Below are 13,766 nucleotides of genomic sequence, written 5' to 3'. Positions count from 1 at the left end.
CCCACGCCCGGCGGCCCGCCCGCCCCCGCCGGTCGCTCCGGCTGAACCTGGAGGGCTGGGCCTTCGTCGCCCCGGCGACGATCGTCGTGCTGGGGCTCACCCTGTTCCCGGCCGGCTGGTCGTTCGTGCTGTCCCTGCAGCGCTGGAACGGGTTCAGCGACCCCGAGTGGATCGGCACGCGGAACTACGCGTACGCCGTGACCGACCCCGATCTCGGCGGCGCGGTGCTGCACACGGTCGTCTACACCGCGCTGTTCGTGCCCTCCTCGGTCCTGCTCGGCCTGCTGCTCGCGACCGCCCTGAACCGGCGGATCCGCTTCATCGGCATCTACCGCACGGCGATCTTCGCCCCCTTCGTGGCGTCGGCCGCCGCGACCGGCATCCTCGCGTCCTACCTGTTCAGCCCGCAGTTCGGGCTGATCAACAACATCCTCCGCCGGCTCGGCCTGCCGCCGCAGGGCTGGCTGGAGGACCCGCACCAGGCGATGGTCGTCATCGCGATCATGTCGCTCTGGGGCTCCGCCGCCTTCACGACGGTGATCTTCCTCGCGGCGCTGCAGGATATCCCGGGCGAGCTGGTCGAGGCGGCGCGGATCGACGGCGCGACCTCCGGGCAGGCGTTCCGCAACGTCGTCGTGCCGCAGCTCGCGCCCGTCATCGTCTTCGCGACGATCTGGCAGGTGATCCAGTCGCTCCAGCTCTTCGACCTCGTCTACACGACGACCCGCGGCGGGCCGCTGAACGCGACCGAGACGGTCGTCTACTACCTCTGGAACGCGGCCTTCCGCAACACCCAGTTCGGCTACGGCTCCGCCGTCGCCTGGACCCTCTTCCTCGTCACGCTGGTGATCACGCTCGCGATCGTGCTCGTGACCCGCCGCTCGTCGAAGATCGAGGCCTTCTGATGACCGAGGTCCTGCGGGCCCCCGCCGCGACGCCCGCCGTCCGGACCGGCCCGCGCCGCCGCGGCCGGTGGCCGTTCAGCCCCTGGCACCTGCTGCTGCTGCCGACCGCGATCGTGTTCGCGGTCCCGTTCCTGCAGATGTTCCTCGCCGCCTTCACGCCGGCGGCCGACCTGAACAAGATCCCGACACCGTTCATCCCGTCCTCCTTCACGCTGGACGGCTTCGTGCGGCTGCTGACGACGACGCCGGTGCTGCTCTGGCTCGGCAACACCGTCATCGTCTCAGCGACCACGATCGTGAGCCACCTCGTGCTCTGCTCCCTCGCCGGCTACGGGTTCGCCCGGCTGCGCTTCCGCGGGCGCAACGCGGGATTCCTCTTCATCGGGGCGACGGTGATGATCCCGGTGCAGGTGCTGATGATCCCGACCTACGTGCTGTTCTCGCGGGTCGGGCTGCTGAACGGGCTCGGCGCGGCGATCGTGCCGTGGCTCGCGAGCGCCTTCGGCATCTTCCTGATGCGGCAGTTCTTCCTCTCCCTGCCCGTGGAGCTGGAGGAGGCGGGGCTGATCGACGGCTGCTCGCGCCGGCAGATCTTCTTCCGCATCGTGCTGCCGCTCGCGAAGCCCGCTCTGACGACGCTGATGATCTTCACGCTGCTGAACGTGTGGAACGACCTGGTCTGGCCGCTGGTGCTCATCAACAACGACCAGGCGTTCACGCTGCAGCTCGGCATCACGAACTTCCAGGGCACCCGCCGCACGGAGTGGTCGCTGCTGATGGCCGCGAACGTCGTGGCGACGCTGCCGCTGCTCGCCTTCTTCCTGGTCGCGCAGAAGCAGTTCGTGCAGACGATGACGTTCTCCGGCCTGAAGGGCTGATCACCCGGCCACCGGCACCGAGCCCTTCAGCAGGAACAGCGACCTTCAGCAGGACGAGAGAGCGCCTTGCTTCCTGCTGAAGGGCGTGCTTCCTGCTGAAGGGCTCGCCATCCCTCGAGGGCGGGCGGCGCCTCCGCACCCGGCCCCTCGGGCTCCGGAAAGGGCTCCGATCCGGGGCTGCCCCGTCCCGGCCACCTGCACCGAGTCCTGCAGCAGGAACAGCGACCTTCAGCAGGAGGAACGGGCGCCTTCCTTCCTGCTGAAGGGCGTGGTTCCTGCTGAAGGACTCGCGCGGAGCGGGGTCAGCGGCCGAGGAGGCGGGCGAGCCAGCCCCGGCGCGGCGCGGCCTCCTCGGCGGGCGACTCGGCGGGCGCCTCGGGCTCCGACCCCGGTCGCTCCGTGTCGGTGGGCGGCACGGGCGCGGGGTCCGCCCCGGGCACCGCGCGCTCGTCGCTACCGCGGCCCGTGCTGATGCCCACGATCCGGTCGGCGTCGTCGAAGCGCACGCGGACGGTGCCGTCGCTCACGTGCACGCGGGCGACCCCCTCCCCCGGCTCCACGACGGCGCCGCGCTGCTCCGCCCAGGCGGTGAGCGCCCGGCGGTGGTCGGCCACACCGGTGCCCGCGATGCCGCTCATCACGACGCCGACCGTCCGCGCGACCGTCGGCGGCGGCAGCCGCAGCGCGTCGTCCTCCACGAGCAGCCACGCCTTCGTCGACCCCGTGCCGATCGGCGCGGTCACATGGGCGGTGAGGCCGGTCAGCGCCTTCACGGCGCGGACGAGCCGCCCCGGCAGCTCGTCGTCGAGCTCGAGCCGCGGCACCGCCAGCTGCTCGACCCCGTGCTTGCGGCCGAAGGCCCGGACGCGGCGGCTCTGCTGCACGAAGGCGTCCGGGAAGCCGTTCACGTTCTCGTGCGCCCACAGCCAGGTGCCGTCCTCCGGCGAGGCGGTGCCGAGCAGGTGCGCCCGCCAGACGGTGCGGGCGCCGGCGGCGTCGGTGAAGGCGACGCGGCCCGCGGCGGGGTCGACGCTCAGCGTGCGCATGCCGAACGTCCCCGCCAGGTGCTCCTGGTGCTCCTGGGAGACGAAGGCGCCGGCGTCGGCGAGCGCCGTCAGATCGAGGTCGGGCATCGGGAGGACGGTACGCCGCCCGGCAGCCGCCGCCGCGACGGCGCGACGGGAACCGCGCGGCGGGAACGACCAGTGGACGTCGGGCAGGATCGGTCCCATGCGCGCGGTGCGGTACGAGCGGTTCGGCGGACCCGAGGTCCTCGAGGTCGTGGAGGTCGACGAGCCCGAGGTGCGGCCGGGCACCGTGCGGATCCGCGTCGCCGCCGCCGGGATCAACCCGGCCGACCGGAAGCGGCGCGAGGGCGCCTTCGCGGGCGGCCGCCCGCTCGCGGCGCCCGCGACCCCCGGCTTCGAGGCGGCCGGCACGGTCGACGCCGTCGGCGACGGGGTGACCGGCGTCGAGCCGGGCGACGAGGTCTTCGGGTTCGGCCAGGGCACCTGGGCCGAGGTCGCGGTGCTCGACGTGTGGGCGCCGCGCCCGGAGGCGATGCCGGTGCTCGAGGCCGCCGCGACGCCGGTGCCCGTCGAGACCGCGCTGCGCGCGCTCGACGCGGTGCGCGTCGGCGAGGGCGACACCGTCGTGATCAGCGGGGCCGCGGGAGGCGTCGGGACGGCCGCGATCCAGCTGGCCCGCGCCCGGGGCGCGATCGTGATCGGCACCGCGAGCGAGGCGAACCAGGAGTACCTGGAGGCGCTCGGCGCGCTCGCCACGACCTACGACACCGGCTGGCCCGACCGCGTGCGCGACCTCGCGGTCGCGGAGGTCGACGCGGCGCTCGACCTCGCGGGCGCCGGGGTGATCCCCGAGCTGGTGGCGCTGACCGGCGACGCCGGCCGCGTCGTGTCCATCGCCGACTTCTCGGCGGGCGACCACGGGGCGCAGGTCACGGGCTCGACCGGCGACCGCGCGGCCGCGCTCGCCGTCGCCGCGGCCGGCTACGAGGACGGCTCGCTGCGCATGATCGTCGAGCGCGAGTACCCGCTCGACGAGGCGGTGCAGGCGCAGGAGGACGGGCGCGCCGGGCACGCGCGCGGCCGATCGGTGCTGCTCGTCGGCGCGCGCCCATGACGGTCGTCCTCGACGTCGCGGCCGTCCTGTTCGACATGGACGGCACCCTGATCGACTCGACGCCCGCGGTCGACCGCGCGTGGGCGGAGTGGGAGCGGCGCTGGGGCGTGCGGCTCGGCGTCCGGGCGTCGGCGCTCGGGCGACCCGCCCGCGACATCGTCGCGGAGCGCGTGCCGGCCGCGGACGCCGAGGCCGCGTTCCGCGACATCGAGCGGCTCGAGGTCGCCGACACGGCCGGCATCGTGCGGCTCCCCGGCGTCACCGCGCTGCTCGAGGCGCTGCCGCCCGACCGCTGGGCGATCGCCACGTCGTGCAGCGAACCGCTCGCCGCCGCCCGGCTCGCCGCCGCGGGCATCACGCCCGGGGCGCTGATCACGGCGGACGACACCGCGCTCGGCAAGCCCGCGCCGGACCCGTACCTGGCCGCTGCGGCGGCGCTCGGCGTCGACCCGGCCGACTGCCTCGTCGTCGAGGACGCCGTCGCGGGCGTCGTCGCCGGACGGGCGGCCGGCTGCCGCGTCCTCGGCGTGCTCGGTTCGGCACCGGCCTCGGCGCTCGGCGCCGACGTGGTCGCGCCCGGCCTCGACGCGGTCCGCGCGGAGGCCGCCGAGGGCCGGATCCGGGTGGTCGTCGACCCGCAGGTCTAGCGGTCGCCCCCGCCCGGTCGCTTCCGGCCCTCGAGGATCGCGGTCACCGCCGAGAGCAGCTCGGCCATGCGCTCCCGCTCCGCGTCCGTGACAGTCGCGAGCAGCGAGTCGAGCTCGGCACGCGTGCCGCCGACGAGCACGCTCATCCGCTCCAGGGCCTCCGCCGTCGGCTCGAGCCGCCGCACCCGGGCGTCGGTGGGGTGCGGCGCGCGCTGCAGGAGGCCCGCTCGGGTCAGGCGGTGGACGATCTCGGTGGCGCTCCCGGAGCTGACCCCGAAGTGCTGCGCGATGTCGCCCACCCGGGTCGTGCCGCCGCGGCGGTGGACCCGCTCGACCCAGCGCAGCACGGCGTAGTCGATCGTGTTCACGCCGAGGGAGTCGCGCGTGCGCAGGTCGAGCGCCTGCCCGGCGTCCTCGAGGCGGTCGAGGGCGGCGAGGACCGGCGCGGACCCGTCGGGGTCGTGCGATCGGGGCATCGCGTCTCCAGACGAGGGGTGTGCGGGTCTCCCCGCACGGTACCCGCATCCACGGGCGATCGGCCAGCCGGCTGTGCATCGGCTGGACCGCCGCGACGGATCAGCGCGGAGCGCGCCAGCGCGCCCGGTCGTCGCCGGCGCCCGCGCGGCAGACGAGCGCGGTGCCGGACGTGGAGCGGCCCGTCCCGCCCTCGGGCGCGCAGAACGCCCCCGCGGTGACCGTCGCGGCGCGGGCGACCGATCCGGCGCCCGCCGGCAGGCGCTGCTCGGGGCACTTCGCGAGCACCCGCCGCATCGCGGAGCGCTCGGCGGGCACGACCCAGAGGTCGTAGGCGCGCTTCACGGCGATCTGGTGCGCCACGTAGGTGCAGCGGAAGGCCTTCCGCTTCGGCAGCCAGGTCGCCGCGTCGCCGTCGCCCTTCCGCTGGTTCACGGGCCCGTCGACGGCCAGCAGGTTGACGGGGTCGTTCGCGAGCGCGATGCGGCGGGCCTCCGGCAGCCGCTGCGCCCCGGTGCGCCAGGCATCGGCGAGGGCCACGACGTGGTCGATCTGGACGGCCTCGGAGGTGCGCGGGCCGCGCACGAAGTGGATCGTCGTCCCGGTGTACGGGTCGTGCAGGACGCCCGCCAGCACGCGGCAGCGGGTCTCCCGGCGATCGACGAGGTCCCGCCGCAGCACGTCGTTCCGCGTGTCGCAGCCGTTGCGGTCGACGTCGGACCAGGCCGGGCCGAACCGCTCCGTGCGGTCGTAGCCGGTCATCGGGGCGGGCCCCTTCACCGGCAGCTCCGCCAGCGCCGCGGCGGCGAGCGGCGTCGCCCGTGCGGTCGTCCGCGGCGTCTCGAGCCGCTGCTGCAGCGCCTCGCGCGGAACGACGGCACCCGTCCCGTGCGGCAGCGGGGCCGCGAGCGCGGTACCGCCGAGGAAGACGCCGACGCCGCCGATCGCGAGCACCAGGACGGCGCCGCGGCGGCTGCGGCTCGGCGCCCTGCCGATCAGCACCACGAGCGCGGCGAGCACCCCGCCGAGTCCTGCGACGGCGAGCGCGACGGTCGGCGCCTGCGCCCCGAGCGCGACGAGCAGCGCGAGCGCGGGCACCGCCAGCAGCACGATCCGCAGGCGCGTCAGCGCCCCTCGCTCATCCCCCATCGCAGCGACCCCCTCGATCGGGTAGGGACCGTAGTGAGCGCCCCGAGCGGGCAGCCGCAGGCGCGCCGTGCCGCCCGCTCAGTCCCAGGCGCGCCAGCCCGCCCACGCGTCGCGGAGGCGCGCGCCGGGGTCGCGCTCGACGCGGTCGACGGCGTCGACGACCAGCGTCAGCGCCGCACCGGGTTCGAATCGCGGCCAGCGGGCCGGCGGCGCGCCGTCGTGGGCGAACGCCCGCCAGGCCGCGGCCATCCGCCGGGTCACGCCGCGCGCCGCCCGCCGTCCGCCCAGCAGGAGCGCGGCGTCCAGCGTCCGGCTGCGGCGCCGGGCGAACACGTGGTCGAGCTCGGCGCCGTGCGCCGCGCCGAGCCCGATCAGCCGCATCGCGCGCGGGGCGAACTCGAACCGGTACACCCACACCGGAGCGGCGCCGGCACGGCCGGCGGCGACCTCCTCGACGGGGACCCGGAACATCAGGTCCGTGACGAAGCGGGCGAGCCGGTGGGGGCGCCTCGGGCCGGGGTACTCGGCGCTCACCGCCGCGGCGACGTCCGGCGGCACCGCGGCGAAGAGCCGCTCCAGCCGGGCGGCGTCCGCGCGCAGCACGCGCATCCACTGGAAGAGGGTGCCCTCGTCCGCGTTCGTCCCCACGACGAGCGGCACCGGATGGCCGCCGCCGGACCGGAGGACCTCGAGCGGGTAGCCGGGCAGCAGGTCGCCGTCGACGACGGGGCCGAGCAGGCGCGCCCCGGGGGTGCGGTCGCTCACCACCGCGTCGAGCCGCCCGGTCGCCGCGACCAGCGCGTCCGCGGGCGCCTCGAGCAGGTCGGTCGCGCCGCCGGGCAGGGACGCGACCAGCTCGGCCGCCCACCCCCGCGACCGGGCCGAGCCGTGCACGGCGCCGATCGCCGGGCTCTCCGCGATCGCGCGGTCGAACAGTCCCGCGGCGGCCGGGCAGGTCATGAGCGCCAGGACGCTCGTCGCCCCGGCCGACTCGCCGAACAGGGTCACGTTCTCCGGGTCGCCGCCGAAGGCGCCGATCTCGCGCCGCACCCACGCGAGCACGGCCAGCTGGTCGCGGAGCCCGAGGTTGCCCTCGATCGGCCGCTCCTCGGTGCCGTGGGCGGTGAGGTCCAGCCAGCCGAGCGCGCCGAGCCGGTAGTTGAACCCGACGAACACCACGTCGGCGGACGCGGCCAGCGACTCGCCCCGGTACGCCTCGGCGGTGCCGCCGCCGATCGCGTAGGCGCCGCCGTGCACGAACACCATGACGGGCTTCGGGGCGTCCCCGGCGGTGCGGCGGACGACCGTGAGGGTCAGGCAGTCCTCGTCCGTCGGGGTGGCGACACCCGCGCCCGTCAGCCGACCCGTGCGCGGCTGCGGCGGCAGCGGTCCGTCGCGGTCGGCCTCGAGCACCCCGGCCCACGGCTCCGGCGGCCGCGGGGCGCGCAGCCGGAGCGAGCCGACCGGCGGCTGCGCGTAGGGCACGCCCCGCCATGCGGTGAGCCCGGCCTCGCGGCGACCGCGCACCCGGCCGGCCGAGGTCGGGACGACGAGGGGCACCGCCATGGCTCCAGGGTGCGGGGCGCCGCCTGTCAGCGCGCCGGGTCCCTCGAAGAGGGGCCTGCCGCCGGCGGGGACAGACCGGGCATTCTGTCCTCACCCACCCCCGTCTCCCACCCAGGAGTCCTCCCCGTGAACGCCCTCACCCTCGCCGCCGGCTGGTACACCGACCCCGCGGACGCCGCCTTCCTCCGCTTCTGGAACGGTTCCGACTGGTCCGAGCACGTCAAGCCCCGCCCGGGCCTGCCCGTCCGCCTGCAGCAGGACCGCCGCCGCGCCTTCTTCCGCGCCCGCCGCCGGATCGCCTGACACGCCGCACCGCACCCGGGGCGCCCCCGTCCGAGGGGCGAACCTGGGGCGGTGCACCGCCTCCCCCGGCTCCTCGGCGCGACCGTCGTCGCGGCCGCGTCCGCGACGCTCGCGGGCTGCGCGGGGGCTCCTGCCACGCCGACCGCCTCCGTCGTGGTCCGTGTCGCGCCGTCGGCGCAGCCCGTCGACCTCGAGGTGCAGCTGAGCCAGGCGCACGGCGACTACCGCGAGGTCCGGCGGATGCGCTCGGGCGAGACCCGGCGCTTCGCCGTGCCGGCGGGCTGGGTGACGGTGCGCGTCCCCGGCCTCTGCGTCGTCCCGGCCCGGAACCACGGCACCGCGGTGGTCGAGGTGGACCGGCACGACTGCCGGCTCGTCTGACGCGCGCGGCGCACGACCTCAGGGCCCGCAGGGACCGCCGCGAGCGACCGCGTAGACCTGCTGCGTCGCCGTCACGATGCGGCCCGCCGGGTCGGTCAGCGTCAGGACCGCGGTGTACGTCCCCGGCCGGAAGCCGCCGCGCGCCCGACCGTTCCAGCGGGTGCCGAAGACCAGGCGCCGCACCTGCTTGCCGAGCCGCACCCGTGCGACCGGGCCGCGGGCGTCGCTGATCACCATGCGCCCGGAGGTCGCGAGCGGCAGCCCGTCCATGCCCGTCATGGAGTACCGCGGCGCCGACGAGCCCACGTAGGGCAGCAGCGGCACGTCGCGCGAGTTCGGGGTGCGCACCGGCTCGCCCCCCATCGTGTCGACCGCCCACCGGATCGTGCCGCCCGCCCGCGTGACGGCGGTGCAGCCGAAGCCGCTGAGGCCGAGCGTCGCCGGCACGTCCACGAAGGCGACCATCGTCCGCGTCACGGTGCGGCCGCCGGTGCGGGCGGTGAGGCGCAGTGTCGCCGGCCCGGTCTGCAGCGAGGCGGTCGGCAGCGGCACGACCGCGACACCGCCCGCGGCCGCCCGCATCGCCGCCCGCACCGACGACCGGCCCGAGCCGAGCCGAGCGGTGCCGGTGAAGGCGGCCGCGGTGCCGGAGGCGTCGATCGCCGCGACCTCCAGGACGACGGGGTCGGTCATCAGCGGGTCGCTGCGCTGGACGAGGAGGCGGGTGGGCGTCGCCGCCGTCGCGGGCGCCGGCGCCGCCGCCAGCACGAGCAGCGCGGCGACGAGGAGGGCGGAGACGCGGCGCACGCCGCGACCGTAGCGACGGCGGGCGCCGCCCGCTGCTCCGGCCGCACCCCGAGACCGGGGGACGTGCGACGGATCAGCCCTCGGCGACCTCGTCCGGCTCGTCCGGCTCCGGTGCTGTCGGCACGACGACCACCGGTCGGTACTGCCGCTGCGCGAGCCGTGCGCCGACCGACCCCTGGATCACCGAGCGCATCGCACCCCGCAGGCCGCCGCGCGGCGCGCCCACCACGAGCATCAGCGCGTCCACCTCGTCGGCGACGCGGATCAGCGCCGCCGACGGGTCGCCGCTCTCCTCGCGCACCGACCAGCGGACCCCGCTCGGCTCGAGCAGGGCGCCCAGCGCCGCACGCGCCGCCGGGTCGAGGACGGGCGACGGCTGCAGCAGGCCGGGGTCGAGCGGCGCGGTCATCAGCGACCCGTCCGGCAGGTCCTGGAACGCGTAGCGGGCCGGATCGACCGCGACGCACACCACCTCGGCGTCGAAGGCGCGGGCGAAGTCGCCCGCCACCTGCACCACCCAGAGCGGGTGCTCGGGCAGCACCCCCGCCACGATCGCCCGGCTCCGCCCGTCCTCCTGCACCATCGCTCCTCCTCGGTCGAGACGACGAGAGTGTCCGCCCCCGGCCTGGGCACCGGGCGAGCCCTCAGGTTCGCCCGGTGCGAGGTGTGGCAACGTGCTCTCACCGAGCCGGGAGCGGGCGCCCGGCGGTCTCGTTCTGTCGGTCGGTCGTGAGGGGCGGCTCGTGAGCATCGAGAGCCTGCTCATCCTCGGGCTCATGGCGCTGCTGCTGGTCGGCGCCGTCGCGACGGTCGTGCTCATCGCCCGCGCGTCCCGGCCGGTGGCGCAGGTGCGGCTCGAGGCGAACCCGATGGTCGCCCGGGTCACCGGCGAGGTGCACGCCGGCGAGGAGCAGACCCTGATCCACCTCGCCCGGACGCTCGGCCTGCCCTCGGGCCGCGAGGACGTCGCCTACGGCCAGATCTACCTGGCCGGCTCCGCCGGGACGACCATGCGCCTCGCGACCCGGTCCGAGATCGGCCGCGGGTTCGACGGCGAGGTGCGGGTGCGCCGGACGCGGCGCAGCTCCGTCGTGGAGTACTTCGTGCTGCGCGTCCCCGGTGACGAGGCGGTCCTCAGGCGCATCGAGGAGCTCGACGACCGGATCGCCGACGCCCTGGTCGCGCTCGACCCGCACGCGCAGGTGCAGCGCACCGGCCAGCACCGGGATCCGGACCCCTCCGCGCGCTGAGCGCGGTTCAGCGGGCGAACAGCGCCCGGCGGACCGCCTGCCGCAGGTCCTGCTCGTGCGCGACGAGGTGCGCGAGGTCGGCGAGCACCGAGAACTCCTCGGCGCCGAAGGCGCGCGGCAGCGCGTCGAGGACGGCGATCACCCCGAACCGGCGGCCGTCCATGGCGCGCATCGGCTGCACCGCCATCGACCGCACGGGTGCGGACCGGATCGCGTCGGCGGTGCGCGGGTCCGTGCGCACGTCCTCCACCGTCCACGGCGCATCGGCGTCGACGGCGAGGCAGCGCGCCGCGAGCGCCGCGATCTCGCCGCGATGCACCTCCGGTACGGACGCCAGCGTCTCCTGCCCCGGGTCGCCGATCACGACGAACGCGGCGGGGGTGCGCAGCAGCCGCGCCGCGATCCCCGTGATGCGCGCGTACTCGGCGTCGGACGTGCCCCGCAGCGCGACCGGATCCACCTTCGGCGTGGGGAGGACCGCAGGTACGCCCGCGGCGATCTCCTGGGCGAGCACGTGCTCGAACTCCTGGCGAGCGGCCTCGAGCGCGATGCGGTCGCCGGGTGAGCGCTGCGTCATCCCGCGCAGCACCGCGCGCAGGCGCTCCGGCAGATGGTCGGGGATCTCCGGGTCGCGCTCCAGCCGTGCGAACGCCGACTCGATCACGGTGCCCGGGTACGCGACCCTGCCGGTGGCGGCCTGGATGAGCACGAGGCCGAGCGAGTACACGTCCGACGGCGGCTCGAGGCGGCCGCCCTCCACCTGCTCGGGGCTCAGGTAGGCCGCGGTCCCGACGGTGAACTCGCCGTCGTCCGCGCTCGTCCCCCGCACCGCGGCGATCCCGAAGTCGGACAGCTTGCCCCGGAGCCGCCGCTCGCTCTCGCGCCCCGACAGCAGCACGTTCGCCGGCTTGATGTCGCGGTGCAGGTACCCGCGCTCGTGCACGTAGATCAGGGCGTCGCAGAGGTCGAGCCCGAGGTAGGCGACCTGTGTCGGGGTCAGGGCACCGCTGCGCAGCCGCTGGCCGAGGTCGGGCCCGTCGACCTGCTCCATCACGAGGAAGATGTGCGGCGAGGCGGGGTCCGCGTCGTCGACGCCGGCGTCGAACAGGGTGACGAGCGCGTAGTGGCTGAGCCCGGCCAGCGTCTGCGCCTCGTGCTGCTGCTCGCGCAGCACCTTCGGGGAGTCCGTCGGCGAGGTGAACACCTTGATCGCGACGGCCCGGTTCAGCAGGGTGTCACGGGCGGCGTACACCACGGCGGTGCCGCCCCGGCCGATGACGTGCTCGACCCGGTAGCGCTCCGGCAGCCGGATCGGCGACCCGCGGTCGCCCGCCGCGGCGGGACGATCGAGGTCGGGTGCGGCCACGGGCACGAGCGTAGCCGTCGCGTCAGTCGCGGGACAGCGCCCCGGGCGGGCCGTCCGGCAGCACGCCGTCCGACTGGCGCAGCTGGTCGATCCAGATGCCCTCCGGGTGCACGTCCTCCCCCGCCAGGACGTCGGCCGCGGTGCGGATGCGCGCGACCCGCAGGACGAGCAGGCCGAACCCGACCTTGGCGACCAGGTCGGTGGCGCTCAGCAGCACCTGCGAGAACGTCGTCACCGCCCCGCTCGACACGAGGCCCTGCAGCCCGAACACGACGGGGTAGGCGAACCAGGAGACGACGAGCACCACCATCGCCGCGGTCAGCGGCCCGCGCGCGGCGGCGGGCAGCACGGGGAGCGACTTGAGGACCGTGGCGATGATCACCGCGTAGAGCACGACGAAGCAGACGGCGGAGGCGAGGCCGAATCCGAGCAGCGCCGGGTAGGAGCGGCCGCCGCCGACGACGACGGCGCCGAGGAAGCCGAGGATCGCCATGCCGGCGCCCGCGGCGATCCCGACGGCGCGGGCGCGGCGGGCGGCGGCGCCCGCCAGCGCGCTGACGGCGATCAGCTCGATGACGAGCAGCGGGACGCTGACCGTCCAGTCCATGAAGCGGGCCGCCCAGGTGCCCGCGGCCTCCGCGCCCGGCCGCCACATCCCGTCCTCGAACCGGTAGCCGGACCGCAGCTCGAGGAACAGCAGGGCGTAGGACAGGAAGGCGACGGAGACCGCGGCGGCGGCGGCGTGCACGGCCGGCCGGTACCGGTCGCCGACCTCGCGGCGGGCGGCGTGCATGCGCAGCGCCATCGCCGCGAGCGCGAAGGCGGCGACGACGATGCCGAACTGGATCAGGACGTGCTGCCCCGGGGTCAGCGGGATCTCCCACGGCGCCACGTCGAAGGGCGTCGCCCTCGGCAGGACGGTCACGGCACGCTCTCCCCTCGCTCGGCAGCGGCGCGAGCACGGCCGAGCGGCCCGATCCTCCCACGCCACGCCGGGCACGTCCGATCCGATCCGCTCGGGGGGCTGACGCAGGGCGCGGAACACGGGATGATGGGTGAATGCCCGCCCGCTCCCGCACGCCCCGTGGCTGAGCGCGAGCCCGGCCCCGGCGACGTCCTCGGCGGGCGCTACGAGATCCACTCGGAGCTGGGGCGCGGCGGCATGGCCACCGTGTACCGCGGACGCGACACGCTCCTGCACCGCCGCGTCGCCGTGAAGGTGTTCCGCGACGCGTTCGCAGAGTCGGTCGACCCGCAGCGCCGCACGCAGGAGATGCAGCTGCTCGCGGCGGTGAACCACCCGTCGGTGGTGAGCGTGCTCGACGCCTCGACCGGCGACGGCGTGCTCGGCCCCTACCTCGTGATGGAGCTGGTCGACGGCGACGACCTGGGCGCGCTGCTGCACCGCGCGCGCGGCCCGCTGGCGGCGGACTTCGCGCGCCGGATCGTGGCCGACGTCGCGAGCGCCCTGCAGGCGCTGCACGAGCGCGGCGTCGTGCACCGCGACGTCAAGCCGGCGAACATCCTGGTGCCGTCCGGCGCCGTCGTCTCCACCGCGACCGTCGCCGCGAAGCTGACCGACTTCGGCATCGCGCAGCTGGTCGACGCGGCCGCGAGGACGGCGCCCGAGACCGTGCTGGGCACCGCCGCGTACCTCAGCCCCGAGCAGGTCCGGGGCGCGCCGCCTCGGCCCGCGAGCGACGTGTACTCGCTCGGCCTCGTGCTGCTCGAGGCGCTCACCGGTCAGCGCGCGTTCCCGGGCGCGGCCGCGGAGGCCGCGATGGCGCGGCTGCACCGCTCGCCCGCGCTGCCCGCGGACGCCTCCCCCGCGCTCGCGGAGCTGCTGTCCCGGATGACCGCGCTCGACCCCGCGCACCGGCCCGCCGCGGCGGACGTCG

General features: G+C 76.1%; 16 protein-coding genes. 8 read left to right on the top strand and 8 right to left on the bottom strand.

Annotation, left to right across the window (positions count from 1 at the left end; all coding sequences use genetic code 11):
* A partial coding sequence (locus ACFSBI_RS14970) for a carbohydrate ABC transporter permease (protein ID WP_377936321.1) occupies nucleotides 1-905 on the top strand: 905 nt, incomplete at its 5' end.
* A complete protein-coding gene (locus ACFSBI_RS14965) occupies nucleotides 905-1,783 on the top strand; it encodes a carbohydrate ABC transporter permease (protein ID WP_377936319.1) in 879 nt (292 codons plus the stop codon). The genes ACFSBI_RS14970 and ACFSBI_RS14965, both read left to right, overlap by 1 nt.
* Nucleotides 1,784-2,085: 302 nt before the next feature.
* Here ACFSBI_RS14965 and ACFSBI_RS14960 read toward each other — a convergent pair whose 3' ends face one another.
* Nucleotides 2,086-2,916: a DUF6882 domain-containing protein gene (locus tag ACFSBI_RS14960; RefSeq protein WP_377936317.1), complete on the bottom strand. Its 831-nt coding sequence runs from the start codon at nucleotides 2,914-2,916 to the stop codon at nucleotides 2,086-2,088.
* Nucleotides 2,917-3,013: 97 nt separating this feature from the next.
* Here ACFSBI_RS14960 and ACFSBI_RS14955 point away from each other — a divergent pair, with 97 nt between their 5' ends.
* Both ACFSBI_RS14955 and ACFSBI_RS14950 read left to right on the top strand, forming a co-directional pair.
* Nucleotides 3,014-3,925: an NADP-dependent oxidoreductase gene (locus ACFSBI_RS14955; RefSeq protein ID WP_377936316.1), complete on the top strand. Its 912-nt coding sequence runs from the start codon at nucleotides 3,014-3,016 to the stop codon at nucleotides 3,923-3,925.
* Nucleotides 3,922-4,572: an HAD-IA family hydrolase gene (locus tag ACFSBI_RS14950; protein WP_377936314.1), complete on the top strand. Its 651-nt coding sequence runs from the start codon at nucleotides 3,922-3,924 to the stop codon at nucleotides 4,570-4,572. The genes ACFSBI_RS14955 and ACFSBI_RS14950 overlap by 4 nt, the downstream gene beginning before the upstream one ends.
* Here the strand turns inward: ACFSBI_RS14950 and ACFSBI_RS14945 are convergent.
* The 3 genes from ACFSBI_RS14945 to ACFSBI_RS14935 all read right to left on the bottom strand — a co-directional run bounded on the left by ACFSBI_RS14945 (nucleotide 4,569) and on the right by ACFSBI_RS14935 (nucleotide 7,761).
* Nucleotides 4,569-5,048 (bottom strand): MarR family winged helix-turn-helix transcriptional regulator, encoded by a 480-nt coding sequence (locus ACFSBI_RS14945; protein ID WP_377936312.1) that lies wholly within the window; start codon nucleotides 5,046-5,048, stop codon nucleotides 4,569-4,571. The two genes, ACFSBI_RS14950 and ACFSBI_RS14945, sit on opposite strands and share 4 nt — an antisense overlap.
* Before the next feature lie 100 nt (nucleotides 5,049-5,148).
* Nucleotides 5,149-6,195 carry an HNH endonuclease family protein gene (locus ACFSBI_RS14940; protein ID WP_377936311.1) on the bottom strand — a complete coding sequence of 349 codons (1,047 nt, stop codon included), beginning with the start codon at nucleotides 6,193-6,195 and terminating at the stop codon, nucleotides 5,149-5,151.
* Between the two features lie 78 nt (nucleotides 6,196-6,273).
* A complete protein-coding gene (locus ACFSBI_RS14935; protein ID WP_377936309.1) occupies nucleotides 6,274-7,761 on the bottom strand; it encodes a carboxylesterase/lipase family protein in 1,488 nt (495 codons plus the stop codon).
* Nucleotides 7,762-7,887: 126 nt separating this feature from the next.
* Between ACFSBI_RS14935 and ACFSBI_RS14930 the strand changes: the two genes are divergently transcribed.
* The gene (locus tag ACFSBI_RS14930) at nucleotides 7,888-8,064 is read left to right on the top strand and encodes a DUF2510 domain-containing protein (RefSeq protein ID WP_377936308.1); all 177 of its coding nucleotides are present in this window, start codon (nucleotides 7,888-7,890) and stop codon (nucleotides 8,062-8,064) included.
* A 51-nt stretch (nucleotides 8,065-8,115) separates the two neighbouring features.
* On the top strand, nucleotides 8,116-8,445 hold the full coding sequence (locus ACFSBI_RS14925) for a hypothetical protein (RefSeq protein WP_377936306.1): 330 nt from the start codon (nucleotides 8,116-8,118) through the stop codon (nucleotides 8,443-8,445).
* An 18-nt stretch (nucleotides 8,446-8,463) separates the two neighbouring features.
* Here the strand turns inward: ACFSBI_RS14925 and ACFSBI_RS14920 are convergent, their stop codons facing one another.
* Both ACFSBI_RS14920 and ACFSBI_RS14915 read right to left on the bottom strand, forming a co-directional pair.
* Nucleotides 8,464-9,252, bottom strand: coding sequence for a hypothetical protein (locus ACFSBI_RS14920; protein ID WP_377936304.1), 789 nt, complete (start codon nucleotides 9,250-9,252; stop codon nucleotides 8,464-8,466).
* A gap of 73 nt (nucleotides 9,253-9,325) precedes the next feature.
* Complete coding sequence (locus tag ACFSBI_RS14915) at nucleotides 9,326-9,835, bottom strand: universal stress protein (RefSeq protein ID WP_377936302.1); 510 nt, start codon at nucleotides 9,833-9,835, stop codon at nucleotides 9,326-9,328.
* Nucleotides 9,836-9,995: 160 nt separating this feature from the next.
* Between ACFSBI_RS14915 and ACFSBI_RS14910 the strand changes: the two genes are divergently transcribed.
* Nucleotides 9,996-10,502: a hypothetical protein gene (locus ACFSBI_RS14910; RefSeq protein WP_377936300.1), complete on the top strand. Its 507-nt coding sequence runs from the start codon at nucleotides 9,996-9,998 to the stop codon at nucleotides 10,500-10,502.
* A gap of 7 nt (nucleotides 10,503-10,509) precedes the next feature.
* Here the strand turns inward: ACFSBI_RS14910 and ACFSBI_RS14905 are convergent, their stop codons facing one another.
* Together ACFSBI_RS14905 and ACFSBI_RS14900 are read right to left on the bottom strand one after the other, a co-directional pair.
* Nucleotides 10,510-11,868 carry a protein kinase domain-containing protein gene (locus tag ACFSBI_RS14905; RefSeq protein WP_377936298.1) on the bottom strand — a complete coding sequence of 453 codons (1,359 nt, stop codon included), beginning with the start codon at nucleotides 11,866-11,868 and terminating at the stop codon, nucleotides 10,510-10,512.
* A gap of 22 nt (nucleotides 11,869-11,890) precedes the next feature.
* Nucleotides 11,891-12,793, bottom strand: coding sequence for a bacteriorhodopsin (locus ACFSBI_RS14900; protein WP_377936296.1), 903 nt, complete (start codon nucleotides 12,791-12,793; stop codon nucleotides 11,891-11,893).
* Between the two features lie 159 nt (nucleotides 12,794-12,952).
* Here ACFSBI_RS14900 and ACFSBI_RS14895 point away from each other — a divergent pair.
* The coding region (locus ACFSBI_RS14895; RefSeq protein ID WP_377936294.1) for a serine/threonine-protein kinase at nucleotides 12,953-13,766 on the top strand (814 nt) is incomplete at its 3' end.

This window comes from Amnibacterium endophyticum, from assembly GCF_042680685.1.
GTDB classification, from domain to species: Bacteria; Actinomycetota; Actinomycetes; order Actinomycetales; family Microbacteriaceae; genus Amnibacterium; species Amnibacterium endophyticum.
Note: the sequence above shows the minus strand (reverse complement) of the source record. Positions and strands in the feature narration are given on the sequence as shown.

What these genes read in the sequence shown, in the direction of transcription:
- ACFSBI_RS14955 (WP_377936316.1), top strand. Translation starts at nt 3,014, where the DNA reads ATGCGCGCGGTGCGGTACGAGCGGTTCGGCGGACCCGAGGTCCTCGAG.
- ACFSBI_RS14960 (WP_377936317.1), bottom strand. Translation starts at nt 2,916, where the DNA reads ATGCCCGACCTCGATCTGACGGCGCTCGCCGACGCCGGCGCCTTCGTC.
- ACFSBI_RS14965 (WP_377936319.1), top strand. Translation starts at nt 905, where the DNA reads ATGACCGAGGTCCTGCGGGCCCCCGCCGCGACGCCCGCCGTCCGGACC.
- ACFSBI_RS14950 (WP_377936314.1), top strand. Translation starts at nt 3,922, where the DNA reads ATGACGGTCGTCCTCGACGTCGCGGCCGTCCTGTTCGACATGGACGGC.
- ACFSBI_RS14915 (WP_377936302.1), bottom strand. Translation starts at nt 9,835, where the DNA reads ATGGTGCAGGAGGACGGGCGGAGCCGGGCGATCGTGGCGGGGGTGCTG.
- ACFSBI_RS14935 (WP_377936309.1), bottom strand. Translation starts at nt 7,761, where the DNA reads ATGGCGGTGCCCCTCGTCGTCCCGACCTCGGCCGGCCGGGTGCGCGGT.
- ACFSBI_RS14940 (WP_377936311.1), bottom strand. Translation starts at nt 6,195, where the DNA reads ATGGGGGATGAGCGAGGGGCGCTGACGCGCCTGCGGATCGTGCTGCTG.
- ACFSBI_RS14945 (WP_377936312.1), bottom strand. Translation starts at nt 5,048, where the DNA reads ATGCCCCGATCGCACGACCCCGACGGGTCCGCGCCGGTCCTCGCCGCC.